General features: G+C 74.0%; 16 protein-coding genes and 1 pseudogene. 11 read left to right on the top strand and 6 right to left on the bottom strand.

Going from position 1 to position 25,688, the window contains the following annotated elements; genetic code table 11:
- Window positions 1-51: 51 nt before the first annotated feature.
- Both OG871_RS01800 and OG871_RS01795 read left to right on the top strand, forming a co-directional pair.
- The gene (locus OG871_RS01800) at window positions 52-3,411 is read left to right on the top strand and encodes a right-handed parallel beta-helix repeat-containing protein (RefSeq protein ID WP_371493755.1); all 3,360 of its coding nucleotides are present in this window, start codon (window positions 52-54) and stop codon (window positions 3,409-3,411) included.
- Window positions 3,408-4,730, top strand: a complete 1,323-nt coding sequence (locus OG871_RS01795; RefSeq protein ID WP_371493754.1) for a S8 family serine peptidase — start codon at window positions 3,408-3,410, stop codon at window positions 4,728-4,730. The genes OG871_RS01800 and OG871_RS01795 overlap by 4 nt, the downstream gene beginning before the upstream one ends.
- A gap of 219 nt (window positions 4,731-4,949) precedes the next feature.
- Here OG871_RS01795 and OG871_RS01790 read toward each other — a convergent pair whose 3' ends face one another.
- Complete coding sequence (locus OG871_RS01790) at window positions 4,950-5,699, bottom strand: LysR substrate-binding domain-containing protein (RefSeq protein ID WP_371493753.1); 750 nt, start codon at window positions 5,697-5,699, stop codon at window positions 4,950-4,952.
- Window positions 5,700-5,850: 151 nt separating this feature from the next.
- Window positions 5,851-7,185: a MinD/ParA family protein gene (locus OG871_RS01785; RefSeq protein WP_371493752.1), complete on the bottom strand. Its 1,335-nt coding sequence runs from the start codon at window positions 7,183-7,185 to the stop codon at window positions 5,851-5,853.
- 276 nt (window positions 7,186-7,461) lie between these two features.
- Here OG871_RS01785 and OG871_RS01780 point away from each other — a divergent pair, with 276 nt between their 5' ends.
- The 3 genes from OG871_RS01780 (at window position 7,462) to OG871_RS01770 (ending at window position 9,235) form a co-directional block, all read left to right on the top strand.
- Window positions 7,462-7,854: a hypothetical protein gene (locus tag OG871_RS01780; protein ID WP_371493751.1), complete on the top strand. Its 393-nt coding sequence runs from the start codon at window positions 7,462-7,464 to the stop codon at window positions 7,852-7,854.
- Window positions 7,855-8,022: 168 nt separating this feature from the next.
- On the top strand, window positions 8,023-8,373 hold the full coding sequence (locus tag OG871_RS01775; RefSeq protein ID WP_371493749.1) for a hypothetical protein: 351 nt from the start codon (window positions 8,023-8,025) through the stop codon (window positions 8,371-8,373).
- 127 nt (window positions 8,374-8,500) lie between these two features.
- The gene (locus OG871_RS01770) at window positions 8,501-9,235 is read left to right on the top strand and encodes a sigma-70 family RNA polymerase sigma factor (RefSeq protein ID WP_371493748.1); all 735 of its coding nucleotides are present in this window, start codon (window positions 8,501-8,503) and stop codon (window positions 9,233-9,235) included.
- Between the two features lie 7 nt (window positions 9,236-9,242).
- Here the strand turns inward: OG871_RS01770 and OG871_RS01765 are convergent, their stop codons facing one another.
- A complete protein-coding gene (locus tag OG871_RS01765) occupies window positions 9,243-12,137 on the bottom strand; it encodes a BTAD domain-containing putative transcriptional regulator (RefSeq protein WP_371493747.1) in 2,895 nt (964 codons plus the stop codon).
- Window positions 12,138-12,453: 316 nt separating this feature from the next.
- Here OG871_RS01765 and OG871_RS01760 point away from each other — a divergent pair, with 316 nt between their 5' ends.
- From OG871_RS01760 to OG871_RS01745, 4 genes are all read left to right on the top strand, one after another.
- A complete protein-coding gene (locus OG871_RS01760) occupies window positions 12,454-15,225 on the top strand; it encodes a BTAD domain-containing putative transcriptional regulator (protein ID WP_371493746.1) in 2,772 nt (923 codons plus the stop codon).
- A 346-nt stretch (window positions 15,226-15,571) separates the two neighbouring features.
- Window positions 15,572-18,037, top strand: coding sequence for a tetratricopeptide repeat protein (locus OG871_RS01755; protein WP_371493745.1), 2,466 nt, complete (start codon window positions 15,572-15,574; stop codon window positions 18,035-18,037).
- 343 nt (window positions 18,038-18,380) lie between these two features.
- Window positions 18,381-18,809 (top strand): hypothetical protein, encoded by a 429-nt coding sequence (locus OG871_RS01750; protein WP_371493744.1) that lies wholly within the window; start codon window positions 18,381-18,383, stop codon window positions 18,807-18,809.
- The gene (locus tag OG871_RS01745) at window positions 18,775-20,469 is read left to right on the top strand and encodes a caspase family protein (RefSeq protein ID WP_371493743.1); all 1,695 of its coding nucleotides are present in this window, start codon (window positions 18,775-18,777) and stop codon (window positions 20,467-20,469) included. Before OG871_RS01750 ends, OG871_RS01745 begins: the two co-directional genes overlap by 35 nt.
- 72 nt (window positions 20,470-20,541) lie before the next feature.
- On the opposite strand, the gene OG871_RS01740 is transcribed toward OG871_RS01745, so the two are convergent.
- Window positions 20,542-21,525, bottom strand: coding sequence for a GNAT family N-acetyltransferase (locus OG871_RS01740; protein ID WP_371493742.1), 984 nt, complete (start codon window positions 21,523-21,525; stop codon window positions 20,542-20,544).
- A gap of 42 nt (window positions 21,526-21,567) precedes the next feature.
- Window positions 21,568-21,789, bottom strand: a pseudogene (locus OG871_RS01735) (IS256 family transposase); the annotation flags it as partial.
- A 164-nt stretch (window positions 21,790-21,953) separates the two neighbouring features.
- On the opposite strand from OG871_RS01735, the gene OG871_RS01730 reads away from it, so the two are divergent.
- Entirely contained in the window at window positions 21,954-22,853 is a 900-nt protein-coding gene (locus tag OG871_RS01730; protein ID WP_371503192.1) for a Gfo/Idh/MocA family protein, read from the top strand.
- Window positions 22,854-23,008: 155 nt separating this feature from the next.
- Window positions 23,009-24,016, top strand: coding sequence for a Gfo/Idh/MocA family protein (locus OG871_RS01725; protein ID WP_371493741.1), 1,008 nt, complete (start codon window positions 23,009-23,011; stop codon window positions 24,014-24,016).
- A gap of 216 nt (window positions 24,017-24,232) precedes the next feature.
- On the opposite strand, the gene OG871_RS01720 is transcribed toward OG871_RS01725, so the two are convergent.
- A complete protein-coding gene (locus tag OG871_RS01720; protein WP_371493740.1) occupies window positions 24,233-25,390 on the bottom strand; it encodes an ATP-binding protein in 1,158 nt (385 codons plus the stop codon).
- Between the last annotated feature and the right edge of the window lie 298 nt (window positions 25,391-25,688).

The raw sequence follows: 25,688 nt of genomic DNA, 5'->3' as shown, positions 1-25,688 counted from the left end.
ACCTCAACGAAGTCGCCTCGACGAATCGCCCCAACGAAGGGAACCCCTGGCATGTCGCGCCCGGTGCTGACGGTCTGCGCGGAGCAGCGGGAGTCCAACTCCTACCGCACGATCGGTGAAGCCCTTCAGGCAGCCCGCAGCGGCGCGGTGATCTCGGTGCGCCCCGGCCGGTACGAGGAGAACCTGGTGGTCACCAAGATGGTGACCATCACGGCCGAGGACGTCCGGGGCAGCGTGCGGATCAGTCCGCGGCGCGGCTCCGTGGTCCAGGTCCTCGCCGAGGCGGTGCAGCTGACCGGCCTGGTGCTCCAGGGGCAGGACGACGACCTGCCGGCCGTGGACGTGCCACAGGGCCAACTGGCGCTTCAGGACTGCGAGGTGGTCGGCAACTCGTGGACCGCCGTGCTGACCCGCCGGCAGGGTTCGCTGGCGATGCGCGGCTGCCGGGTGACCAACCCGGCCGGCGCCGGACTGGTCGAGACCTCGACCGGTACCAGCGTGATCGAGGACAGCGTGGTCGAGCACCTGGGCACCTCGGCCCTGGTGATCGGCGAGCGGGCCAACCCCGTCGTACGGCGCTGCGTGCTGCGCGACGCCCGGGGCAACGGCGTGTGCGCCAACGGCGAGTCCCGCGGGGTGATCGAGGACTGCGAGATCTCCGCCACCGACAAGCCGGCCGTGGCACTGGAGGAGCAGAGCACCACACGGCTGGTACGGACCGAGATCCGGGACAGCGAGCAGGGCGTCTTCCTCGGCTCCACCGCCCAGGTGGTACTGGAGGAGTGCACCGTCACCGCCGTCCGCGGCCACGGATTCCTCCTCGCCAACGGCACCGACCCCCTGCTGCGCCGCTGCCGCGCCGTCCGAACCCAGGGCCACGGCCTGCACATCGCCGGCCGCTCCCGGGGCACCTTCGAGGACTGCGAGGTCACCGCCGCCGCCCAGGCCGGCATCTTCGTCGGGGAGTCGGCCGGCCCCACGCTGGTCCGGACGGTGGTGCGGGACAGCGAGACCGACGGGGTGGAACTGACCGGGGAGAGCGTCGCCGAGTTCGACCGTCTGGAGGTGCGCGACGCGGCCGGGACCGGCATCGTCGTCCGCGAGGGCGCCAACCCGCTGCTGCGCCGGATCGTGGTGGCCGCCGCGGCCGGACACGGCGTCGAGGTGCTGCGGGACGGGCGCGGCCGCCTGGAGGAGGCGACCGTGGTCGACTCGGGCAGGTCGGGCGTGCGGATCGCCGACGGCGCCAACACCTACCTCGGCGGCGGCACCGTGCGCGGCAGCCAGGCCAGCGGGATCTCGGTCGGCGCCGACGGCATCGCCACCCTGCGCGAGGTCGAGGCGGCCGACAACGCCTACGACGGGGTGAGCGTCGAGCGCGGCGGGGAGCTGACCGCCACCAGGTCGCGGTTGCGGGCCAACCGCCGGCACGGGCTCCACCTGCTGCCCGGCGCCCGGGCCACCCTGACGGGCTGCCGGCTGACCGGGAACACGGTGGACGGCATCCGCTCGGAGTCCGCCGAGCCGGTCCGGCTCACCGACTGCGTGGTCGCCGAGAACCAGGGCGCCGGCCTGCGCCAGAGCGAGCCGAGCGAACGGCTTTCGGTGGAGAACCTGGAGAGCCGCGACAACCGCACGGCGGACGCCCACGGCACGGCCACCGCCGCAGCCGCCGCGACCGACGGGGAGGCCGCCGCGGTGGCCGACGGAGTGCCGCCGACCCGCCCCGCGCCCGGGCCACAGGGCCCGCAGGCCGTCCTGGGGACGCTGGTCGGCCTGGAGGGGGTCAAGGAGCAGGTCGCCACCCTGGTCAACCTGAACAAGCTCGCCCGGCGCCGCGAGCAGGCCGGGCTGCCGACGCTGCCGATGAGCCGGCACCTGGTGTTCGCCGGGCCGCCCGGCACCGGCAAGACCACCGTCGCCCGGCTCTACGGCGCGATCCTGGCCGAGCTCGGCGTGCTGCGCAGCGGCCACCTGGTCGAGGTGGCCCGGGCCGACCTGGTCGCCTCGGTCATCGGCGGTACGGCGCTGAAGACCACCGAGGTGGTGAAGGAGGCCCTCGGCGGGGTTCTCTTCATCGACGAGGCCTACACCCTGTCGGCCGGGTCCGGCGGGAACGGCCCGGACTTCGGCCGGGAGGCGATCGACACCCTGGTCAAGCTGATGGAGGACCACCGCCAGGACCTGGTGGTGATCGTGGCCGGCTACGAGGCCGAGATCCGCGCCTTCCTGGCCTCCAACCCGGGCCTCGCGTCCCGGTTCAGCCGGACCGTCGAGTTCGCGAACTACAGCGTCGAGGAACTCAGCACCATCGTCGAACGGGCGGCGTCCGGCCACGGCTACGAACTCGCCGACGGCACCCGTGAGGCGCTCGCCCAGCACTTCGAACGGATGCCCAGGGGAGCCGACTTCGGGAACGGCCGGGCCGCCCGAAAAGTCTTCGAGGAGATGGTGGACCGCCAGGCCTCCCGGCTCGCCGAGCTGGAGCACCTCGACAACGCCGACCTGGCGGTCCTCGTCCCCGCCGACGTGGACGAGCATGCCGCCGCCGCGGCGGCGCGCGCCACCGCCGGCGGCGAGCAACCCGAAGAACCGGGCCTGCTCGACCGGCTGCGCGCGATGGTCGGGCTCGGCGCGGCGAAGGAACAGGTGGAGGACCTCGTCAACCTCACCCGGCAGACCCGGCGCCGGGTCGAGGCCGGGCTTCCGGCCGCCGTCATCAGCCACCACCTGGTGTTCTCCGGGCCGCCCGGCACCGGCAAGACCACCGTGGCCCGGCTCTACGGCGAACTGCTCGCCGAGCTGGGCGTGCTGCCGGGCGGCCAGCTGATCGAGACCGCCCGCGCCGACCTGGTCGGCCGCTACATCGGCCACACCGCCCAGCTGACCCGGGACGCCTTCGAACGCGCCCGCGGAGGCGTCCTCTTCATCGACGAGGCCTACACCCTGACGCCGCGCCACGGCGCCGGCGGGGACTTCGGCCAGGAGGCGGTGGACACCCTGATGAAGCTGATGGAGGACCACCGCGACGAGGTCGTCGTGATCGTGGCCGGCTACCAGGAGGAGATGCGCGGCTTCCTGGCCTCCAACCCGGGCCTGGCGTCCCGCTTCTCCCGGGAGATCACCTTCGACCACTACGCGGACGAGGAACTGGTCACCATCGTCCGGATGCAGGCCGAGTCGGCCGGCTACCGCTGCACGCCGGAGACTCTGGCGGCGCTCGGTGGGCTGTTCGGAGCCGTCCCGCGCGACCGGTCCTTCGGGAACGGCCGGTTCGCCCGGCAGGTCCTGGAGGCGATGATCACCCGGCAGGCCGGGCGACTGACCCGCCTGGACGTGGCCGACCTGGCCGAACTGAGCCTGCTGCTACCGCAGGACATCCCGGCCGAGCGGATCGGCAGCCTCGTATGAACGCGGCGGTCCGCCGTCCCCCCGGCGTCGGGTCGGCGGGCGCCGTGCTGGCCGGGGTCGTACTGTCGGCGGGCGTCCTGCTACCGGCCGGCGCGGCCCGGGCCGACACACCCGGACCTTCGGCGGCAGCGGGCGCGCCGGGCGACGCGCTGCCGGGCGTCACCCAGCTGCGCCGCCAGCCGGCCGGGAAGCCGGCCGGCTGCCTGCCGGCCTCGGCCAAGGGCACGCAGCTCACCCCCTGGCCGCAGACCTTCCTGCGACCCGACCGGGTCTGGCCGCTGAGCCAGGGCGACGGCGTCACCGTCGCGGTGCTCGGGTCCGGGGTGTCCGACGGGTCCGGCCTGCTGGCCGGGCGGATCGACTTCGCCGCCAAGCTGCCGGACGCCGGCGACCCGGCCCGCGACTGCGTCGGGCACGGCACCTTCCTGGCCGGACTGATCGCCGCCGACCGGCGCGACGGCGCCGGTTTCGCCGGCCTCGCCCCACACGCCCGGATCCTCGCGGTGGGCGTCACCGACGACACCGGCGCCACCTCCCCCGACCTCCTCGCCCAGGGGATCACGGCCGCGGCCGAGCGGGGCGCGCGCGTCATCGACGTGGGCGTCACCGTTCCCACCGGCAGCGACGCGCTCGCGGCCGCCGTGCGCCTGGCCCGGAGCAAGGGTGCGCTGGTCGTCGCCCCGGCGGCCCCGGACGTGATGCCCGGCAGCCAGGGCGACGCGAAGCCGGAGCCGGTCTACCCGACCGCGTATCCCGAGGTGCTGGCCGTCCGCGACCTCGGCCCGGGCGGCGCGCTCCCGGAGGACGGCGCGGCCGCGGTCGGTGGCCGGGTGGATCTCACGGCCCCCGGAGACGCGGTGATGAGCACCGGTCCGACCGCTGGCGGCTACTACACGGGCTCCGGGCCCAGCTACGCCACGGCCTTCGTGGCGGGAGCCGCCGCGCTGGTGCTCGGCTACCGGCCCGGCCTGAGCGCGGACCAGCTGGCGCACCGTCTGGAGGCCACCGCCTACCGCGCGGGCGGCGCGGTGCCCGACCCGCAGGTCGGCCACGGCACGGTGGACCCGGTGGCGGCCGTCACCAGCCTCCTCGCCCAGGAGCAGTCGACACCGTCCCCCGCCGGCACGGCCCCCGCCACCCCGACCGTCCCGGTCATGCCGCCCGCCCGCCCGGCCTCCGCCGCACCCCGCCAGGCCGCCGTCGTGGCACTCGGCGCGCTGGGCGTGATAGCGCTGGTGGCCCTGGCCGCGGCGATCGGCCCCCGCGGCCGCGCCCGTGGCTGGCAGCCGCCGAAGCCCGAGCCGGGCGGCGGGGCGTGACAGGGCCGGCCGTCAGCCGGGCGATCCTGCCCCGCCCCCGCCCCCGCCCCGCCCCCGCCCCCGCCCCGCCCCCGCCCCCGCCCCGCCCCCGCCCCCGCCCCGGCCCCGGTAGCGGCCGGGAGACGGACGGCACTTCCCGCCAGTACCGGAGCGAGGCCGACGGGCGGCGGACCGCCCGGGCCGGACCGGGTGACCAGGGGCGTGCGGAGACCCGCCGCCTCAGTGGTCGGTGGAGGGTGACTCCGCCGAGGCCTGCAGCAGCAGGTCGCGCAGTGCCGTGGCGGTGTCCGAGGGCTCGGTGGGGGTGAGGACGACCTGGTCGGCGGTGGTCGAAGGGCCGGTGAGGGGGATGATGCGCAGGCCGGGTGGCTGGTGGTCGAGTGCGGATTCGACGGTGATGCCGATGCCCGTTCCCGCAGCGACATGGGCGGCGATGGCGTGCACGCTGTCGGCGGTCCTGATGATGCGCAGATCGGCTCCGCCGATGTGGAAGGCGGACAGGAGGCGGTCGCAGAGACCGCTGTTGATCTGGTGGGGCCGGGTGAGCTGGGCTGTGGTCGGCATGGCCTCCGGCACGATCGTCACGTCGGGGAAGCGGTCACGCAGTTGCGGCAGGCAGCGCAACAGCAGCTGGTGACCGGTGTATTCGGCGTGGGCGACATGCCGGGCAACAACTGGAGCGGTGGCGCCCGCGACGACGTGAACCGGCTGGGCTCGTGGCTGGGTCCGATGAGCCAGAGCCACGCCGACCAGGGGCCGGAGCACGCCGGATCGCGCGGCGACCGGATCACCGCGGAGCGGTACGGCGAGCGGATCGCCCGGCTGACCCAGCGTTGGGTCAAACGCCGTGCCGTACGACACCCCCCGGATGACCGAACACGAGGCCCGCGCCCTGTCGGCCTCCCTCAGGGAGACGGACCACGCACCGGCAGCGCTGACCGGCGCCTGACCTCGCAGATCGCCCCGCACCGGCGTCGGCGTCCTGGACAGGCAAGCCGTGCGCCCTGACGCACTGGCGCGTTCTCGGCAAGGTCCGCACCGACCCGAAGCGGGGAGCGCACTGGTCAGGGTCCCTGCCGGTCCTCACGAACCACGAAGTCGCCCGGACGATGCACACCGCTCAATGACGAGGATTGGCCAGGACCGGCCCACCGGTGGCGGTGGCGGCGAGGTGGGGGCCGGTCGCGCTCAGCGGGAGGGCGAGAGCCGGGCTGGGAGCGGCCAGTGCGTCGCCGACGAGCGCCGCCAGCTCCAGGAGGGCCGACCAGGCCCGCGGCCCCGAGCGGGCCTGGTCCGCCGAGCCGCCCGTTGCGGACCGGCGGACGGCGGGAACGACGACGACGCCTCGGCAGCGGGTGCCGAAGTGCGCGATCAGATCACTGGCCGGCACCGGGCGGTCGGTGCCCGCCGCCGAGCGCGGGCAGGGCGAGAACACGATGACGGCGCCGCGAACCGACTCGCCGTGTCCCTGCACGACCAGGTGCTCCAGCAGGCTGGACAGGTCCTTCGCGCCGGTTGCCGAGGCCCGCGCGCAGATCACCAGCTGGTCGGCGAGTTCGACGGCGGCCCGCCGGACGTCGTCCGCCGCGGCCGAGGCGTCGCTGAGGATCAGCGGGTACTGCCCGCTCAGCGTCGCCATCACCTGCCGGTAGCCCGTTCCGTCGAGGGCGGGGACCGGCAGGTCCGGACGCACGGTCAGTACCTCCAGCCCGCCGGCCGGGCGGTCGGTGGCCCGGGGCGGACGGGCGAGGGCGGCCGGTACGGGTACCGCCGCGAACAGGTCGCCCACCGCCCACCCGCCCGCGTGCGGGCCCGGCTGCGGGCTCCCCTGCGGAGCGGCGCCGGGCCGGCCGGAGTGCGTGCCGTCGAGGCCGACGGCGATCACCCGGTCCGGCCGGTGGTGTGCCAGCAGGGCGCCGAGCGCCACCGTGACGCCGGTCCGCCGGACGTCGGCAGCCGGGCCCAGCACCGTGATCCGGTGACAGCCGAGCAGCGGGGTGCGGACCCGGTCCACCAGGCGCCGCCGCTGCTCCTCCCCGCCGCCCACGAACGGCAGCCGCAGCGCGCGCGGGCGCTGCGGTCCGGGCGTGGCCCCGGTGACGGCCCCGGCGACGGCCGGCCGGGGCAGCGGGGCCACCGCCTGGCGTGCCGGCACCGAGGCCGGTGCGGGGCCCGCGCACGAGGACATCCAGGGCAGGTCCGGGCTCTGCGGCGCGGCCGGCGTCGGGGCCGTGGTCGGGGCGGTCGTCGTGGCCGTCCCGGTGGCCGTCGTCCCGGGATCCGCGCCACGGGTGAACAGCGACCGTTCGGCGGACGGGATCAGCTGGGTGCCCAGGGGGTCGAGCGGGCGCCGTGCGACCAGCGGTACCGGGTCGGGCCAGGCGGCCGGGGTGTAGTCCGGGACGTACGGGTCGGGGCGGCACGCCGTACCGAGGGTGCCGTCGAAGTGAGCCATCCAGTGTCCTCCTGGTTCGTGGGTCCGCCCTGCCGGCCCGCCCTGTCGGCCCGCCGGACCGGTCCGTTCGACCGGCCCGATCACCTGGTCCGTTCGACCGGTCCGTTCAGCCAGGAGTACGGCTCGCGGCTCGTCCCGGTTCACCCGGCACCCGGCGGCGGGCCCGGGCGGCCGTTCCCGCGGCAGTGCCGTGACCAGGTGAACCATGCCCGGCGGCAAGACCGTTGAGGGGAGCAGGGCGCACTCGGCGCTCGTCCCGATCCTCTGGAGGACCCCATGCGCACCACCACGACCCGCGCTGCCAGGACGGCCGGCCTGGTGCTGGCGGCCGGCCTCGTCGGCCTCACCGGCGCCACCTCCGCCCGGGCCGCGGACGTGCCGGCCAAGCCGGCCATCCCGGCCGGGGCGAACTTCGTGCTGTGCTCGTTCGGCAACTACCCGTCGTACGCGGTGTTCCCGAAGCGGGGCGACATGGCCACGGTGATCGCCGAGCCCGGGCGGTGTGTCGGCCTGTCGCTGAGCGGCCAGAGCAAGGAGAAGGTGGTGCTCTACGGCATCAAGCCCAACCAGAGCTCCTTCAAGATCGCCACCGACACCTTCGACGACCGCGAGGGCGAGCGGATCCGGACGCTCAACACGCCGGCCGACAACGACTGGCAGACGTTCTGACCGCAGGTCGACCGGCGGGCCGGGGCAGCCGTCAGGCCGGCCGCCGGAAATCCCCCGCCTGATTCGGCGGCGACTCGATACCGTCTCCTCGGTGGTGTCCGACCGCTGTCGGGCACCATCGAGGAGAATCGGCGTGCGTCCCGTTGCGGGGCGGGGGAAGGGGCAACAATGGCACCGGACGGACCGAGACCGCGCGACTTCGTCGCGGCTCTGGTGAGCGAGGGGGCGGAGAGCCTGCCCGGGCCGCCCGCGCTGGCGCTCCCCCTGGCACCGGCGGACGACGTGATCGCCGCCGCCCGGCGGATCGCGCTGCGCGCGCTGCCGGACGGGCCGGCGCGCCCGGACCCCTCGCCCGGCCTGCTGCCGCTCGCGGCGGCGCTGTTCGTCGACGAGCACCCGTCCGCACCGGCCTGGTCCGCGGCGGAGCGGGAACGGCTCACCGAGTGGGTCGCCGTGCTGATCGAGCATCGTGGTGAGGACGGGATCCAGGACCTGATCGGCGCGCTCACCCGGAGTTGAGCCGGTGACGGGCGGGCATTGGCGGATTGTTGGCGGACTCTTGGCGGCCCCCGGCAGCCTGGTTGCTCGGCCGCCGGGGGGATTCCGTCGGTCTGTGCCCCGCCCCTTCCCGACCCGGAGGTAGCGCGTGTCCACGCCGTCCGCCACCCCGCTCCACCCCGTCGTCCCGCAGGCCGCCACCCCGGTGTGCGCGGAGCCGCTGCCCGTCACCTCGCAACCCGACGAGCCCCGGGCCGCCGCGGCCTCGCGGGACGCGGCCCGCCCGACCCTCGACCCGGACACGCTCGCCGAAATCCACCGCCTGCACGGCGGCTACCTGCTCCGCGCCCTGCTGCGGACGACCGGCGGAGACCGCGGCAAGGCCGAGGACATCCTGCAGGAGACCCTGCTGCGCGCCTGGCAACACCCCGAGGCGCTGTCGGCCGGACCCGAGCAGAGCCGGCCCTGGCTGTTCACGGTCGCCCGGCGGATCGCCATCGACCACTACCGGATGGCCGCCGCCCGCGCCCGGGAGGCGCTCGGCGAGTCGACGGAGGACCGTCCGCGCCCCGACAACCCGTACGACCAGGTGGTGGTGGCCCGGGACGTCGACCGGGCGCTGCGGCGGTTGCAGGAGCACCACCGCGAAGTGCTGGTCGAGCTGCACCTGAACGACCGGTCGGTGGCGGACACCGCGGCTCGGCTCGGGGTGCCGCCCGGCACCGTCAAGTCCCGCAACTTCTACGCCGTCCGCGCGCTGCGTCCGATCCTGGCGGCGGAGCAGGGGTACGGCCCGAAGGAGGAGTACGCCGTGCCGCCCGCTGCCGCACGGCCCGGGACTGGAGTGCGCCGGGCGGCCGCGGTGCCCCGGGTCGGTGAATGACGCATCGTCAGGAGCGCTGGCCTGTCCGCAGGTTCAGGGACTCCTCGACGACGGTGGTCAGTTCGCTGGCCGAGCCGGCCAGATGAGCGTGCGAACGGAAGCGGTCGAGGGCCGAGCGCAGGCGCCCGACCGCCTCCGGCTCGCGGCCCCGGGCCAGCAGGAAAGCGGCGAAGGACTGCTCGGCGATGGCCCGCATGTGCAGCTGCCCCGCCTCCTCGCAGGCGGCCAGCACCCGGTGCCAGGCCAACTCGACCGCCTCGTGGCCGCCGAGTGTCTGCATGGCGTGCGCCTCGGTCAGCATCGACCAGAGGTGGATCGTCGCAGCCGGATGGTCCGGCAGCAGGTCCCTGGCCTCGCGGGCCTGGCGCAGCGCGCTCTCCGGGTCGCCTGCCAGCAGGCTCACCCCGGCCTGGTAGCCGAGGGCGTAGGAGAGCTGTCGGGGGTCGCCGCACTCCCCGGCCAGCGCGGACGCGGTGGCGGCGAGCCGGGTGGCCTCGGCTGTGTTCCCCAGCATGGCGACGGCCATGGCCAGGCTGACGAGCGCCCGGATGTGCGGGTAGCCATCGCCGGGGGAGGTGCCGGCCAGCGCCTTCCGGGCGGCCTCGGCCGCCTCCTGGCGGCGCTCCAGCCCGAGCAGGGCGTTGGCCAGGACGCCGCGCAGCAGTGCGGTGCCGATTCGGTCGCCGCAGGCCTCGGCTGCGTGCTCGCCCGCGCGCAGGCACTCCAGCCAGTCGGAGAAGCGGCTGGAACCGTAGTAGAGCGCACTGGCGCTCATGGCCAGCCGCCAGGCCCGCGGGGGATCGGTGCCGGCGGCCGTCGTGACCAGCGCGCGGATCGCCGACTCCTCGGCCCGGAACCAGTCGAGCCCGCCGCGGGCGCCGACCGCCTGCGGCAGCGCGGCCGGCGGGTGGGCGCGCTCGCCGTAGCCGTCCTGGCCCGGTTCCAGGTGCTCGCCGAAGCGCCGGACCGCCTCCAGGTAGTAGTCCAACAGCCGCTCCGTGCCCAGGCGTTGGAGTCCGTCGGGGTGTTCGGCAAGCAGCTGGGAACCGAACAAGCGGACCAGCTCGGACCGGCCGTACCGCCCGGGGGCGGTCTCGGTGAGCACGTGGTGGGCGGTCAGCTCGCCCAGCGCGTCGCGGGAAGCGGCCGGCTCGCCACCGAGCAGCGCCGCACACGCCAGCGCGTCCACCTCCCGGCCCGGGTGGGCGGCGAGGAGAGTGAACAACAGCGCGGCACTGGGCGACAGATGGCGATGCGTCAGTTCCAGTGCGTCGGACATGCCGGGCACCCCGTCCGCCTCCAGGGCGGCCAGGCGGGTGCGCTCGTCGGCGAGTTCGGCGACCAGGTCGGCGATCGCCCAGTCCGGCCGGGCGGCCAGCCGCGCGACCGCTGTCCGCAGCGCCAGCGGCAGCCGGTCGCAGAGCTCGGCCAGCCGTGCGGCGGCCGCCGGCTCGGCCTGCACCCGGGCGGGCGTCAGGCTGCGCTCCAGCAGCCGCAGAGCGTCGGAGTCGGGGAGCGCGCCCAGGCGCAGCAGGGCGGCCCCCTCGGTGACCAGCAGGTCCTCCAGCGACCCGCGGCTGGTGACCACGGTCGCGCAGAGCGCCCCGCCCGGCAGCAGATCGGTGACCTGTCCGGCGTCGAGGGCGTTGTCCAGGACCACCAGCAGGCGCCGTCCGTGCGTCCGTGCGCGGTAGAGGGCGGCCCGGCCGGCCCGGTCCGCTGGGACGTCGGACGCGGGCACTCCCAGGGCGTGCAGGAACCGGCCCAGCAGCTCGGTCGGGTCCGCCGGCCCGGCCGGGTCGAAGCCGCGCAGGTCGGCGAAGAGCCGGCCGTCCGGGAAGCCCGTGGCCACCCGGTGGGCCCAGGCGGCGACGGTGGCGCTCTTCCCGGCCCCGGCCGGGCCGACCACCAGCGCCGGCCGGCCCTCGGTGCGGTCCGGTCCGCAGACGCGGTCCAGCCACTCCCACTCGGCCGTCCGGCCGACGAAATCCACGGGGCGACGTGGGAGCTGACGTGGCGTCGCGCGGGCCGGCGGATCCGGCCTGCCCGGGGCCGGTGCGGCCGGCGCTGGCCGGGCCGCACCGGACCGGGGCGGCGCGGGCCGGCTGTCCCCGTCCCCGGCGAGTACCTCGGCGAGGGCCGCCTGGAGGGCCGGGCCGGGCGGAATGCCGAGGTCGCGGTCGAGCAGCCCGCGGGCCCGGTGGTACGCGGCGAGTGCGTCCGCCGGCCGTCCGGCCTGGTGCAGGCAGCGGACCAGCAGGGCCACCACCTCCTCGCGCAGCCCGTCGGCCCGGACGGTCTGCTCCAGCACGGGCACGGCCGCCGCGCCGCTGCCCTGGCGCAGCCGCAGTCCGGCCCAGGTGATCAGGGCCCGGGTGCGGGCCTGGACCAGCTGGTCCACCACGGCGCGGCGCGGCGCGGTGTCGGGCAGGTCGGCCAGCGCACGGCCGCGCCAGAGTCGCAACGCCTGCTCCAGCAGACCGATCGCCAGGTCGTCCGTGCCGTCCGTGCCGTCCGTGTCGTCCTCGCCGTTCGCCTTGCCCGCGCCGCGGTCGCGGCGGGCGGCGTGCTCGGCGGCCAGCCCTGCCAGCGCCTCGAAGCGCAGCGCGTCCACCTCGTCCGCGGGGCCGGTGAGCAGGTAGCCGGGGGACCGCGTGTGCAGCACGAACGGGCTGCCGGCGAGCGCCTTGCGCAGTACGGCGACGTGCCCCTGGAGCGCAGCCCGGGCGCTGGCCGGCGGCCACTCTCCCCAGAGCAGCTCGTAGAAGTCGTCGACCGGGACCACCCGTTCCAGCCGCAGGGCCAGGAGGGCCAGGACCGCCCGCCGCTGGGCCCCCGGTGGCGTCGTGAAGCCGTCCGCCCCGGTGCGCAGTTCCACCGGGCCGAGGAGCCGAATCCGCACCCGTTCCCCTTACCCTCCGAACCGCCCCGACCACGCCCGGGCACGTCCCGGGGGTGCAGTGTAGTGCTCCCGCGACTACCGTCCGTACGCCGGGAGGGGCAGGGGCGTACGCTGCCCGGCGCGTGCCTGCGCTCCGCCCGGGCCTATCCTCGGACGACTCGGAGAGTCCCGACGACGCAGGTGAGCCGGGAGGCATCGGACGACCTCACCCGGAGTCACCCGGAATCATCCGAAGTCATCCGGAATCGTTCGGCGTCGGACGGTTCGGCGAAGTGCCCGGCGGACCGGCCGCCGGTGGGGGAGGAGAGGCAGCCGCATGTGGATCGACCTGCTCGGGCCGGTTGCCGTTCGGCGGGAGGACGGGACGGTGCTCACGCCCTCGGCCCCCAAGCGCCGGGCGCTGCTCAGCGCGCTCGCCGTCCGGTTCGACCAGCTCGTGGCCGCCGACGAGCTGATCGAACTGGTCTGGGACGGCAGTGCGCCGCCCACCGCCCGCGCCGCACTCCAGGGACACGTCGCGGTCCTGCGGCGGGTGCTGGACGACGAGTTCCTCACCCTCGGCACCCGCGGCGCCGGCTACGTCCTCACCGGTGACCCCGAGCGGGTGGACGCGCTGCGCTTCCAGCGGCTCTGCGAGCGGGCCGGCCCGCAGCTGCCCGGCCGCACGGATCCCGCCGGCCCCGGAGCGCGGGCCGACGACCCCGCGCTCCCGCTGCTCCGCGCCGCCCTGGACCTCTGGCGCGGCGCCGCGCTCACCGACTGCGGCTCCACCCTGCTGCGGGACCGGACCGCCCCGCACCTGGCCGACCTGCGGCTGCGCGCTCTGGACCGGCTCGCGGACGGCATGTGCCGGGCGGGCCGCGGCGGCGAACTGGTCGCCGAGCTCACCGAAGCAGCCTCGGCCCACCCGTCCCGGCAGGGGCTGGCCGCCCGGCTGATCGCCTGCCTCGATCAGGCCGGCCGCCGGGACGAGGCCACGGCCTGGTACGACCGGTCGGTGGCCCGGCTGTCCGGTGCGCCGGGGCCCGAACTGCGCGTGGCGGGCGAGCGGATCGGGCACTCGGCGGCGGCCGGCCTGCCTCCCGCGGCCACGGCGGTCCGGCCCGCGCCCCCGGCTCCGGCCGGCCTGCCTCCGGCCGACCGACGGTTCGTCGGTCGGGCGGCCGAGCTCGACCGGCTGGACGCGGCGGTCGACACCGGCCCGGCCGGCCGGCCGATCCTCGTCACCGGGCCGGCCGGGGTCGGCAAGACCAGCCTGGTCCAGGCCTGGGCGCAGCGGGCCGCCGACCGCTTCCCCGACGGCCTGCTCCACGTCGACCTGCGCGGCTTCGCCGAGGCCTGCCCGCGCGATCCGGCGGAGGCGCTGGGCATCCTGCTGGCCGCCCTCGGCGACGCCGAGGACGAGTTGCCCGACGCGCTCGACGACCGTGCCGACCGCTTCCGCGAGCTGCTGGCGGGCCGTCGGCTGCTGCTCGTGCTGGACGACGCGCGCTCCTACGAGCAGCTCGCCCCGCTGCTGCCCGACGCGCCGCCCGACCCCGCTCCGGCGGGCTGCGCTCCGGCCGGTGCCGCTGGGCCCGTCACCGTCGTGACCAGCCGCAGCCGGCTGCGCCGCCTGCTGGTCCGGGAGGGCGGCATCCCGCTCCCGCTGGACGCGCTGACCCCCGCAGAGGCGGGGGAGCTGCTCGCCCGGACGCTCGGCCCCGCTCGGGTGGCCGCCGAGCCGCAGGCCGCGGTCGAACTCGCCGAGCGCTGCGACCACCTGCCGCTGGCCCTGCGCCTGGTCTCCGCCCGGCTCGCCGCCCGCCCCGGCTGGACACTGGGCGACCTGGTCGCGGAACTCTCCGACGAGCAGGCCGGCCACGCCGCGCTGGCCGGCGTCGGCGGCCCGCTCGGCGTCACGGCGGCCCTCGACCTGACCTACCGCACGCTGCCGCCCGCGGCGGCCCGGCTGTTCACCCTGCTCGGACTGCACCCCGGCGGGGTGATCGAGACCTGCGCCGCCGCCGCGCTCGCCGACCTGCCGCCGGCCACCGCCCGGACGATGCTGGCCCGGCTCGACGCCACCCACCTGCTGGAGGAGAGCACGCCCGGCCACTACACCCGGCGCGAACTGGTCCGCCGCTACGGCGCCCGCCGGGCCGCCGACCTCACCTGCGACGAGCGGCTCGCCGCCCTGGACCGGCTGATGGACCACTACCTGGCGAGGACCGCGGGCGGCGGTGCCGGCCGGACCTGGGCCGGCACGGTGCCGGCCCCGCCCGGCCCCGCCACGGCCGGCCCCGCCACGCCCGGCCCGGTGGCCCCGGTCCCTCCCGGGGACACGGAGGCCTGGTTCCGGCGGGAGGAGAGCGCGGTGCGCGCGGTGGTGCTGGGCGCCGAGCGGCACGGCCGCACCGCCCATGCCTGGCGGCTCGCCCACCGGGCCGCAGGCCTCTACGAGCGCACCGACCACGATCGCTCCCACTGGCGGACCACCATCGAGTCCGGCCTGCGTGCCGCCCACGCCTGCGACGATCCGGCCGCCGTCGCCCGGCTCTCCACCGACCTCGCCGTCCTGCTGGTCGCCCGCGGGGTGTTCCGCGGCGCCACCGAGTACCTGGAACGGGCCGCCGCCGCGGCCGACCGGGCAGGCGACCCGGAGCTGCGCCACCGCTGCCGGGCCCGGCTGGCCGACGCCCTGGTCCGAGCAGGGCGGTACGAGCCGGCCGTGCCGCTGCTGACCGCCCTCGTGGCCGACGCCCGCACGCCGGCCACCGGTCACCTGCTCGCCCGGTCGCTCACCGACCTCGCCGACGCCCTGGTGCTCGCCGGCGTGCCCGGCCAGGCCCTCGCCCGCGCTGACGAGGCGCTCCAGGCCGCCACCGTCCGCCCCGGCACCGCCGACGCCGTGCTGGCCACGCACAGCCGCGCGCGGGCCCTGGACGCGCTCGGCCGCCGCGACGCCGCTCTGGTCTCGGCCCGGCTGGCCGTCGCACTGGGGCGCTCGGTCGGCGACACGGCTCTCGAAGACCGCTCCCACGGCCTGCTCGCCGAGCTTCTGGCGGTCGGCCGACAGCCCGGCGTACCCAGGCCAGGAGACCGCTGACTGGCGGGCCTGCCCGCGCCCGGCCGCGACCACTGTTCCCACGGCCCGCTCGGCGGCCTCGCCGACCTCGCGGGAGGCGGACGCCCGCACGCCCGCGCGCCCGAAGACCACCGGCCGCCGCCCGGTCCCTCGCCCGGCCCGGCGCCGCCACAGGCAGAAATACCGGCAGATCTACCGTGCGAAAGTGCCGCCCCGGGCTCGGCCGCCCGCTCCTGCACGGGCGTCAGGATGCGGGCTGAGCTGGACTGATGTCGGGGAACCTGTGCGGACCGGGCATACTTCTGCCTGGCATGCTGGATGAGGGCATGTCATGGGGCAGAAGTAGCGGCAGTAGCGGGGGCGGAACATGGCTGATGCGGACGGCGTGGGTGCGGACACCGGCGAGGCCGGCGAGTTCTGCCGGCTGCTGGCCCGCCACCGGGTGCGGGCGGGGCTGACGCAGGAAGAGCTCGCCACGGCGGCCGGGATCAGCCTGCGCGCCGTCGGGGACATGGAACGCGGCCGCACCCGGGGGCCGCAGCGGCGCACCGTCCGGGCCCTGGCGGAGGTGCTGCGCCTGGACGCGGGCCAGGCCGCCGCACTCGAACGGGCCGCCCGGGCCGGCCGCCCCCGGGGCGCGCGGGCGGCCGGGTGGTCCACCACCGCGGCCGCACCCGCCGCGGGCGGCACGGACGGGAACGGCACGGACGAGAGCGCCACGGACGGGAACGGCACGGACGAGAACGGCACGGACGAGAACGGCTTGGACGACGGCACCACGGGCGAGGCCGCCGACGCCGCTGCGACGGCGGCGGGGACGTACGCCCTGGCGCTGCCCCGCGACATCGCCGACTTCACCGCCCGGGCGGACGCCCTGACCCTGATCGCGGAGCTGGCCCAGGACGGTGAATCGGCCCACACCCGGGTCGCGCTGATCAGCGGTCAGCCCGGCCTGGGCAAGACCGCCTTCGCCCTCCACACGGCCCATTCGCTGGCCCGCTTCTTCCCGGACGGGCAGCTCTCGCTGGACCTGCGGGGCATGGCCCCGACGCCCCTCCCGGCCCGCGAGGCCCTCGGCCAGCTCCTGCGGGCCCTCGGTGTGGGCGACGGTGCGGTGCCCGCCGGTACGGAGGAGCGGGCCGGTCTCTACCGCGCCCTGGTCCGCGAGCGTCGGCTCGTCCTGGTGCTGGACAACGCCGCCGACGAGAGTCAGGTCCGGCCGCTGCTGCCCGGCTCCGGGCCGGCCCTGACCATCGTCACCAGCCGGCACACCCTGCCCGGGCTCGAATCCGTCCACCGCCTGCAACTCGACGCTCTCACCCCGGCCGAGGCCGCGCTCCTGGTCGGCCGCATCGCCGGCCCCGACCGGATCGCCGCCGAGCCGGACGCCACCGCCGAACTGGCCGGCCTGTGCGGCTACCTGCCGCTCGCCCTGCGGATCGCCGGCCAGCGCCTGGTCGCCCGCCCGCAGCAGACGGTCGGCCACCTCGTACGCCAACTCACCGCCGAGGAGGACCGGCTGGACGTGCTGGAGACCGGCGACCTGGCGGTGCGTCCGGCCTTCGCCCTCTCCTACCGCAAGCTGCCCGCCGAGACGCGGCAGGTGCTGCGCCGCTGCGCGCTGACCGCCGGGTACGACGTCTCCGCCGCCGTGGTCGCCGCCTACGCGGACCTGCCCGTGCGGCGGACCGAGCGCCACCTGGAGCAGCTCACCGACGCCGGACTGGTGCAGCTCTCCACCCCGGAGCGCTACCGCCTGCACGATCTGGTCCGGCTCTACGCGGGCGAGCGGCTCGCCGCCGAGGAGACCGCGGCGGGCGTGGACGCCGCCCGCGAGAAGGCCGGCAGCCGGCTGTTGCGCCGGGCCGCCGCGGCCGGCCGGCTCTTCAACCCGGACCCCGCCGAGGACGACTCCGACGGTGACCCGGACCCGGCCACCGCCCCGGAGAACCTGACCGAGGCCGCGCGCTGGCTCGAGGAGGAGAGCCCGGAGTGGCTGGCCGCCCTGCGCCGGGCCTTCGCCGCCGGACGGCACCGCGAGGTCATCGACACCGCCGAGGCCATGCACTGGTTCTCCGACCGGCTCCTGAGCTGGGACATCTGGGCCGAGGTCTTTCAGCTCTCCGTCGACGCCGCCCGCGCCTGTGGTGACCGGACGGCCGAGACCGTCCACCTGAACTACCTGGCCTGGACGTACGTCACCTGCCTGCACCAGTACCGGCGAGGGGTGGATCTCGCCGGCGAGGCCCTGGAGTTGGCCCGGACGATCGGTGACCGCGAGCAGGAGGGCTGGGCGTCGGCCTACCTCGCCAGCGGGCTCCGGCGGCTGCTCCGGCACCAGGAGGCCATCGACACCTACCAGCAGGCCGCCGACGTCTTCGCCACCGTGTCCAACCGGTCCGCCCAGCTGGGCCGGATGGTCACCCTGCGCGGCGCGGCCAACTGCCTGCGCGAGACCGGACGGGTCGAGGAGGCGGTGGAGACCCGCCGCCTCGCCCTGGTCGGCGCCATGGAGCTGCTGGAGGTCTGGTCCTCGCCGCTTCCCCACCTCATGGCCGCGTTCACGGCCCACGAACTCGGCCTCGACCGCGCGGAGTTGAAGCACTGGGCCGCCGCCGAGAAGGCCTACCGGCAGGCCTTGGTCCACTTCGAGGCGGTGGGCCGCCCCGACAGCACGACCAAGACCCTCACCGAACTGGGCACGGCCCTGATCGAGCAGGGCCGCGCCGACGAGGCCCGCGAAATTCTCACCGAGGCGCTGACCGACCTCGGTGCGGACGGCAGCCGGCACGGCACCCGCCGGGACACCACGGCGCCGCACACGTCCCGGTAGAGCGACGTGGTCGGCGCGACACGCCCGGTGTGCGACACGGCACGTGCTGGTGCCCGGCGGGGCTCGGGCCAGGTTCTGCACGACGGATCACCGTCGGAGCCAGTGGCGACCGCCCGGAAGCCTCCGAGTCGGTGGATCGTGCGCTCGACCTCGTCGCGCCGCTGGTAGGCCTTTGGAGCCGCCAGGGTCTGCGCGCGCGGCCGTCATGATTGCCGTGTCACCAATATCAACGGTACGGAGGCTCTCGTCCAGTCCCTTGCGTGGTCGATGAATGAGGGTAGCGTAGAAGTAATAAGGGCGCACCGGAGTCCGCCGTGTAACTCTCCGCTATCTCTGTCTGGGGGTGGAGCTGATGGCCGGTCATCTTAATCTGTTCCTGAGCGAGGAGAGTGCCGACGCCTCGCAGCTTGATATCCTGGCCGGACGCCTGCGATACGAATTGCTGCAACTCGATGTCGTCGATGTCGGCCGATTGCATGCAGCCGAGCTCCCTGTCGGTGCGCGCGGTCTTGACGCCGCGACGGTGGGTGGTCTCGTGGTCGGGCTCGGCCAGTCGACCACAGCGCTCAGCTCAGTCGTGTCGACGATCCGTCAGTGGTTGACGAGAAGCCGGGGTGTCGCGCGGGCAGTCCGCATCGAGATCGATGGTGACGCCCTGGAGTTGGCCGAGGCGACGGTTGCAGATAGCGACCGATTGGTGGATCTCTTCGTCAGCCGGCACACGATGGAGGCAGGTCATGGACGGAAGACGCCTGGCCCTGATCATCGCTAATGACGAGTACACGGATGAGGGGCTCAGGCAGCTCCAATCACCCGCGCAGGATGCGGTCGAGCTGGGCGGTGTCCTGGGTGAGCCCCAGGTCGGTGGCTTTGATGTGGAGATCATCCGGAACGAGTCCGCGCACGATGCCGAAGCGCGCATCGAGGACTTCTTCGTCGATTGCGGCCCCGACGATCTTCTGCTCCTGCACTTCTCGTGTCACGGGCTCAAGAATGAATCCGGGGAGCTCTTCTTCGCAGCCTCCAACACCCGGCCGAATCGGCTGGCATCCACCGCGATCCCCGCCGACTTCGTGCACCGGTGCCTACGCGACAGCCGGTCCCGGCAAAAGGTCCTGCTCCTCGACTGCTGCTACGGCGGGGCTTTCACGCAGGGCTCGCGTGTGCGCGCGTCCGGCGATCTGAATGTGCTCGACTCCTTTGACGGTGGCAAGGCCGATCGGGGGCGCGGCTGGGCCGCCATCACTGCTTCCAACGGCATGGAGTACGCGTTTGAAGGCGACCATCTGGCAGAGGAGGGCGAGCGGCAGGCATCGGTTTTCACCAGCTCGGTGGTCGAAGGACTCGTGACGGGCGACGCCGATCGTGACGAGGACGGGCGCATCTCGCTCGACGAACTGTACGACTACGTCTTCGACCGTGTCCGCGACCGGAATCCGCATCAGACGCCGAGCAGGATCGTCGAGCTGCAGGGCGACCTGTACGTGGCGCGCAGCCGACGGCGCCGGGTACACGCTGATCCGATACCGCAGGACCTGCGTGAGGCATTGACCCACGTCAACGTCTTCACCCGCCTCGGCGCCATCACTGAACTGCGGTCGCGCCTCGACAACCCCGATCTTCCGATCGCGCTCGGAGCCTTCGAAGCACTGTCGGAGATCGCGAAGAAGGACATTCGAATGGTTGCCCAGGCGGCCGAGCAGGCACTCGCCGAGGCTGCCCCGAACCCCGATCAGCGCGAGGTTGACTTCGGAGTCGTGGTTCAGGGCGCGCCGGACCCGTCCCAGGTCGTCCACCTGCTCGGACCGCCTGTTGCGCACTCCTGCGTTCCGGTGGCGTCGGACAGCTGGCTGCGGGCAGTCGAGTCCGACGACGGAGTCACGATCTCCCTGGACACCTTGGACCCGGGCTCTCGCCACGGCGAGATCGTTCTCACCGGCGCGACCGGCACGGCGACGATCCAGGTGAACGCCACCGTGACAACCCCACGGTCGGCACCACCGCAGCCGCCAACCACTGGTCCCGAGTCCGATGGACCGCCCCCGTCCGACACATCACGCGGGAAGTCAACGACGCAGCCCTCGGATCCGGGTTCGGGTCAACGGCGGCGGCCTGCTCCGCCCAACGTGTCCGGGCCATCCGATCCGACGCACGCGCCGGGCGATCCCCGGCCACGTCCCGTGAGCAGCAAGCAGGCCCTGATTCTGGCTATTGCCGCACTGCCACTGAGCATCGTGTTCGGTATCGGAGGGATCCTTGCGGTCTTCGCGCTGAGGGCCGTCCACACATCGAACACGATCATGAAGAACTCGCCGGATGCCTACCGCGGCGAAGTGGTCAACCGAACGTCCCAGGCCCTCGCCTGGGTAGCGATCGTGGTCTCAGTCGTCTTTCTGGTGGCCGATATCGCCGAGCTCGCGGCGGGCCACTGAGTCCGGGGCCGAGCCTGTTTCGAGGCATTGTCAAACCCTGTGGACTGACTGCACAGTCCAATCACCGGTCGATCAAGCAAGCGGCTTGCGGTAACGGACGTACTCGTTCTGCCGCCGGAACCCCACGCTCTCGTAAAGATCGTAGGACCGGTGCGGGTTTGCCGTGCCCGTGAACAGCCGGGCGGTCGTTGCACCCTGCTCGCGAAGGCTTCGCAGCCCGTCCAGCAGCAGGGCCCGGCCGACTCCGAGGCGTCGCTGGTCCCTCCGGACACTCAGCTCCTCGACCTCGCCCACAGTGTGGTCGTGACGGCGGATGGAGCAGAGGGCGACGCCGACCATGTCCTGCCCGTTCCAGGCAGCCCTCCAGCATGCCGGGTCGGCGTTGTCGACGAAGTCCTGGAAAGGCCATTTCTGAGTGAAACCGGTGTCCGCATACGAATCGACGACCGCCCTCCAGGCTGCACCGTAGTGGCTTGTCCCGATCGGGCCCGTCCGTATCCCGGCCGGCAGTTCGCTGCCTCGCCCGGGCAATTGCTGCAGATCGCCCAGCTCCAGCTCGACCAGGCTGAAGACACGTCGATAGCCGGTTGCCAGCAGTAGCGCCGTGGCGTCCTGCTCGGAGGCCAGGGCGTTCGCGCCGATCACTGCCGTCCGCGCCGTTCCATGGTGTTCGACGAGTTGACGGATTCGCTCTTCGGCCCAGCTCAGCATGGCTGAGCCGATGCCCTGGTGGCGATGCTCCGGCAAGAGGTAGCCGCGGTGCAGATATAGCCATGTATCGTCCCGCTCTTGCCACCACCGGATCGTCGAGTAGCCGACGACGCTTCCGCCGTGCACTACCAGGATCTGGTTCTTGGACGGCTCCTCCAGCTCGGCAGAGGCTTCGGCGATCTCGGCCGCGGTGGGGAGCCCTTCCACAACCGAATGGGCATCGACCCGGTCCCGTTCAGCACAACCCAGCCGCACCGCGGCCATGGCGCCGTGGTCTCCGTCGCCGCGATACGGCCGGAACCCGAAGCCGACGGGAAGGTCCTGTCCTGGCACGCCATCCAACATGACGGGATGATCTCGAACTTCGAGGCAGGTCCGCCACCCTATTCATGCCGCGGTCGTCTGCTGCCGTTCAACGAGCTGGCCGCGTTCGAAGCGGGCTCCGGCGCGGACAAGGGCGACGAGGTGGGGTGCGTTCACGGCTCGCCACCGTTGCTGGGCGGACTCGACGAGCTTGAAGACCATGGCCAGGGCGGCAGCGCGGGAGCCAGCGCCCTTGGTGACCTTGGTCCGCAGGCGGACGGTCGCGAAGGTCGACTCGATCGGGTTACATACCGAGCCCACCTCGACCTGGACCGGGCGGGCAACGAGGTCTGTCGGCTGACGGGCCGGCCGGGCCGTCAGGTAGTCTCCTGGGTCTCTGGTGGTCTAGACAAGAGTGTGGGGGCGGGATGGAGAGCGCGGCGGCGACGGCTTCGGCGGAATCGGCCAGCATGCCGGTCGGTGTCATAGGGCTGGGCAATATCGCGCAGAAGGCATACCTTCCGGTACTCGGTGCACTGCCCGGGCTGGAGCTGCGGCTGATGACCCGCGACCGGGCCAAACTCGACCGCATCGGCGACGCCTACCGGGTGGAGCACCGCTTCTGTGACCTCGATGAGCTGGTCCGGTCGGGCATCCGCGCGGCGTTCGTCCACGCCCCGACCGAGCACCACTACGTGATCGTGATGCGGCTCCTGGAGGCAGGCGTCGACGTGTTGGTCGACAAGCCGCTCTCCTACGACCTGGCCGAAAGCCGACGGATGGTGGAGACGGCCCGCGAGCTCGGGCGGTCGCTGATGGTCGGCTTCAACCGGCGCTTCGCACCCGCCTACGCCGCGGCGCTCGAGCACCCCCGGGACCTGGCGGTGCTGCAGAAGGACCGCCACGGCGGCACCGGGGACGTGCGCACGATCGTGCTCGACGACTTCATCCACCTCGTCGACACCCTGCGCATGCTGGCCCCCGCCGACGCCGGACAGGTGAGCGTGCGTGGCAGGGTCGACGAGGCGGGCAACCTGCACCATGTCGTGCTGCAGCTCTGTGGGGAGGACTTCACGGGACTGGCCGTGATGAACCGCGCCAGTGGTTCGGGTGGTGAAGTTCTGCAGACTGCCGGCAGGGACCGGCGCCGTGATGTCGTCAACCTCTCCGATGTCACGGAGCACGACGGTGCGCCGCGGCTGCTGCGCGGCGCCGACTGGGAGTCGGTGGGGCGTCGCCGTGGTATCGACGGAATGTGCCGTCACTTCCTCGACGCCGTCCGGGCGGGCCGTCGGCTCGACGCCCAGGATGCCCTGGCCACCCATGAGCTCTGCGAGCAGGTCATCACCGCGCTGGCGCCGGCCGCCTAGCCGGTGCTGGACCGGCCGGGTGGACGACGGGCCGGCCCGAAGGTGGGCGGCGCACGCAAAGCGCGTACCGAAGAGCAGGTCCGGGTTGCCCGTCTGTAAGGCCTCCCGTACGGTACTGACCGCGACCCGGCATTGGTCTAGACAAGAGGTGATCCGTGGACTCGGCTCATGAACGTCCCATCCGCTGGGGCATCCTGGCCACCGGGGGTATCGCCGCGGCGTTCACCGAGGATCTTCACCGAACACCGGGCGCGGTGGTCGCGGCCGTCGCCTCCCGCGACGCAGGGACGGCACGCGCATTCGCAGCCCGGCACGCGATCCCGCGAGCGCACGGATCGTGGCGGGACCTGGCCGACGATCCAGACGTGGACGTGGTGTACGTTGCCACGCCGCACGGCCACCATCATCCGGCCGTCGAGATGCTGCTGGACGCCGAGCGGCCCGTGCTCTGCGAGAAGCCCCTCACCGTGAACAGCGTGCAGGCGCGGGAACTGATCACCCTCGCCCGCGAGCGCGGCACGTTCCTGATGGAGGCCATGTGGATGCTCCTCAACCCCGCCCTGCGCAAGGCTGCCGATCTCCTCGCCGACGGTGCGATCGGCGAGGTCCGCTCCCTGCGCGCCGAACTCGGCTGGCGTGCCGAGGTCGACCAACGGCATCGGCTCCGCGACATTACCGCGGGCGGCGGCGCCCTGCTCGACGTCGGCGCCTACCCTGTCGCGTTGGCGCACTTCCTGCTCGGCAGCCCGGACCGCATCCACGCGCAGGCCCAGCTGACGCCGGAAGGCGTGGACGAGCACACGAGCATCCTGCTCGGCCACCCCGGCGGGGCCACCGCATCGCTGACCTGTTCCTTCGCCGCCACCTTGAGCCAGGCCGCCGTCGTCTACGGCACACGTGGACGCATCGATATCCCGGCGAACCTGTTCAACCCGCACGGGATCGTCCTCCATCGCGAGGGAGCCGAACCGATGCACTTTCCCGCCCCGGCCGTCATCGGCCACGGCTACGGACCGGAGGCCGCCGAGGTGATGCGCTGCCTGCGAGCCGGGCAGACCGAGTCGCCACTGGTGCCCCTGGACGGCACACTCGCGGTTCTCCGTACGATGGATGCCGTTCGGCAGCGGATCGGCCTGAGATACCCGCACGACGACCACGTCTGATCCGCGACTCCCTGCGTGGCCGCCCGGTCAGCCGCCGATGCGGCCAGTGTGCGGCGCAGCCGGGTCGGCTCGACCCTCCCCGAACCTACTGAGACCGTGTTTGAAGTCTGCCGTGCCCTGTGGCGGGTGGGGTCGTTGGGACCGTCTGCGCCCACCCAAAAGCCCAGGCCGGGGACCAACCCGGACCTGGGCTTCGGTGTCTTCGGTGTGCTGCTGTCAGTGGCGGGTGGTCCTCGAGATCCGGGCGAGGACGGTCGTCGCCTGCGCCGGGTTGGCGCGGAGCCAGGCGGCCAGGTGCTCTCGGACGGCCTCGGCGACGCAGGCGCGGACGGGTCCGTTGCCCAGTCGGTCGCGGGTGGCCCCCTCGAACTCGGGGCGATCGAGCTTCACCGACACGACCGCCGTCAGGCCCGCGCCGAGCTGGGTGGGGATGAAGTCGGGGTCGGACGGGGTGAGCAGCTGTTGCTCCCGGGCGTAGGCGTTGACCGCGGCCGCCAGGCCGTCGCGGAAGCCGAGCTCGTGGGTGCCGCCGCCAGTGGTCGGCAGGCTGTTGGCGTAGCTTGCCAGCCGCTCCTCGCGCGAGTCGCACCAGCGGAGAGCCACCTCGACGGTTCCCTCCATTTCGGAGTACTCGCGCTCGAAGCCGATCACGTCCGGGTGGAGGGGGGCGCGCTGCTCTGCGATGTGGTCCCTCGGTCCGCCCGGGAAGCGGAAGCGGATGGCCCGGGGCGCCGCGGGGTCGCGGTCATCGGTCAGGGTGATGTCCAAGTCCCGGTTCAGGAAGGCCAGTTCCCTGAAGCGCTCGGCCAGGGCGTCGAACGAGAACTCCCGTGTCTCGAAGATCTCGGCATCGGGCCGGAAGGTGATCGCGGTGCCGCTGTCGCCGGCCGGTCCAGTACGGGTGGGCGGCGCGACAGCTACGCCTCGCTCGTACGCCAGCACCCAGCGGGCGCCGCCGCGCCGTACATCGGCCGTCAGGCGGTCCGACAGTGCGTTGACGACGGCCAGTCCCAAGCCGAAGCCGAAGTGGCCGCCGAACAGTGAGCGCCGGTTGGCGGGCTGCGCCCCACCGAAGAGCACGGCCAACCGGGTCTCCAGCGGAGGGCCGTCGATGTGGCCGGCGTGCTCGACCGGGAGGCCCGTGCCGTCGTCGGCGACGCGGACGCCGCCGTCGGCGGTGAGGGTGATCTCGACACGGCCGGCGGTGCCGGTGAGGATCTCGTCCAGCGCCGGCTCGGCGACCTCGAAGACCAGGTGGTGAAGGCCGCGTTCACCGACCGATCCGATGTACATCCCGGGCCGCTTCCGAACGGCCTCCAGTCCCTCCAGAACCACGATCGCGCCGGCGTCGTACGCCTTGGATTCCTCGCTCATGATGCCCCCTCCGAGGGTGTCCGACAGAGCTCACCCAGCCTAGGAGGTTTTCGAGAAAACACCAGCTCATGGCCGGTTTGGCGAGGTCTCGTACGGGCTTCTGAGGGACAATCGGGAGCGCCCGGCCGGGGAGGGCTCGGGCCGCTGCCGCACGGCTGTCGCGGCCGTCTGAGGGTCGTCTGCGGCACTGTTTCGGGCGGCTGCGAGGCCACGAATTCCAAGAAGTTTCCGCGTCGGCCCGATGCGGTCGTGGATGACGAGTGGACCGTCCGGCCCCGCGCCCGAATGGTCACGCGGC

This window comes from Kitasatospora sp. NBC_00374 (assembly GCF_041434935.1).
Taxonomy (GTDB): Bacteria; Actinomycetota; Actinomycetes; order Streptomycetales; family Streptomycetaceae; genus Kitasatospora.
This window is presented reverse-complemented; position numbering and strand designations above follow the sequence as displayed.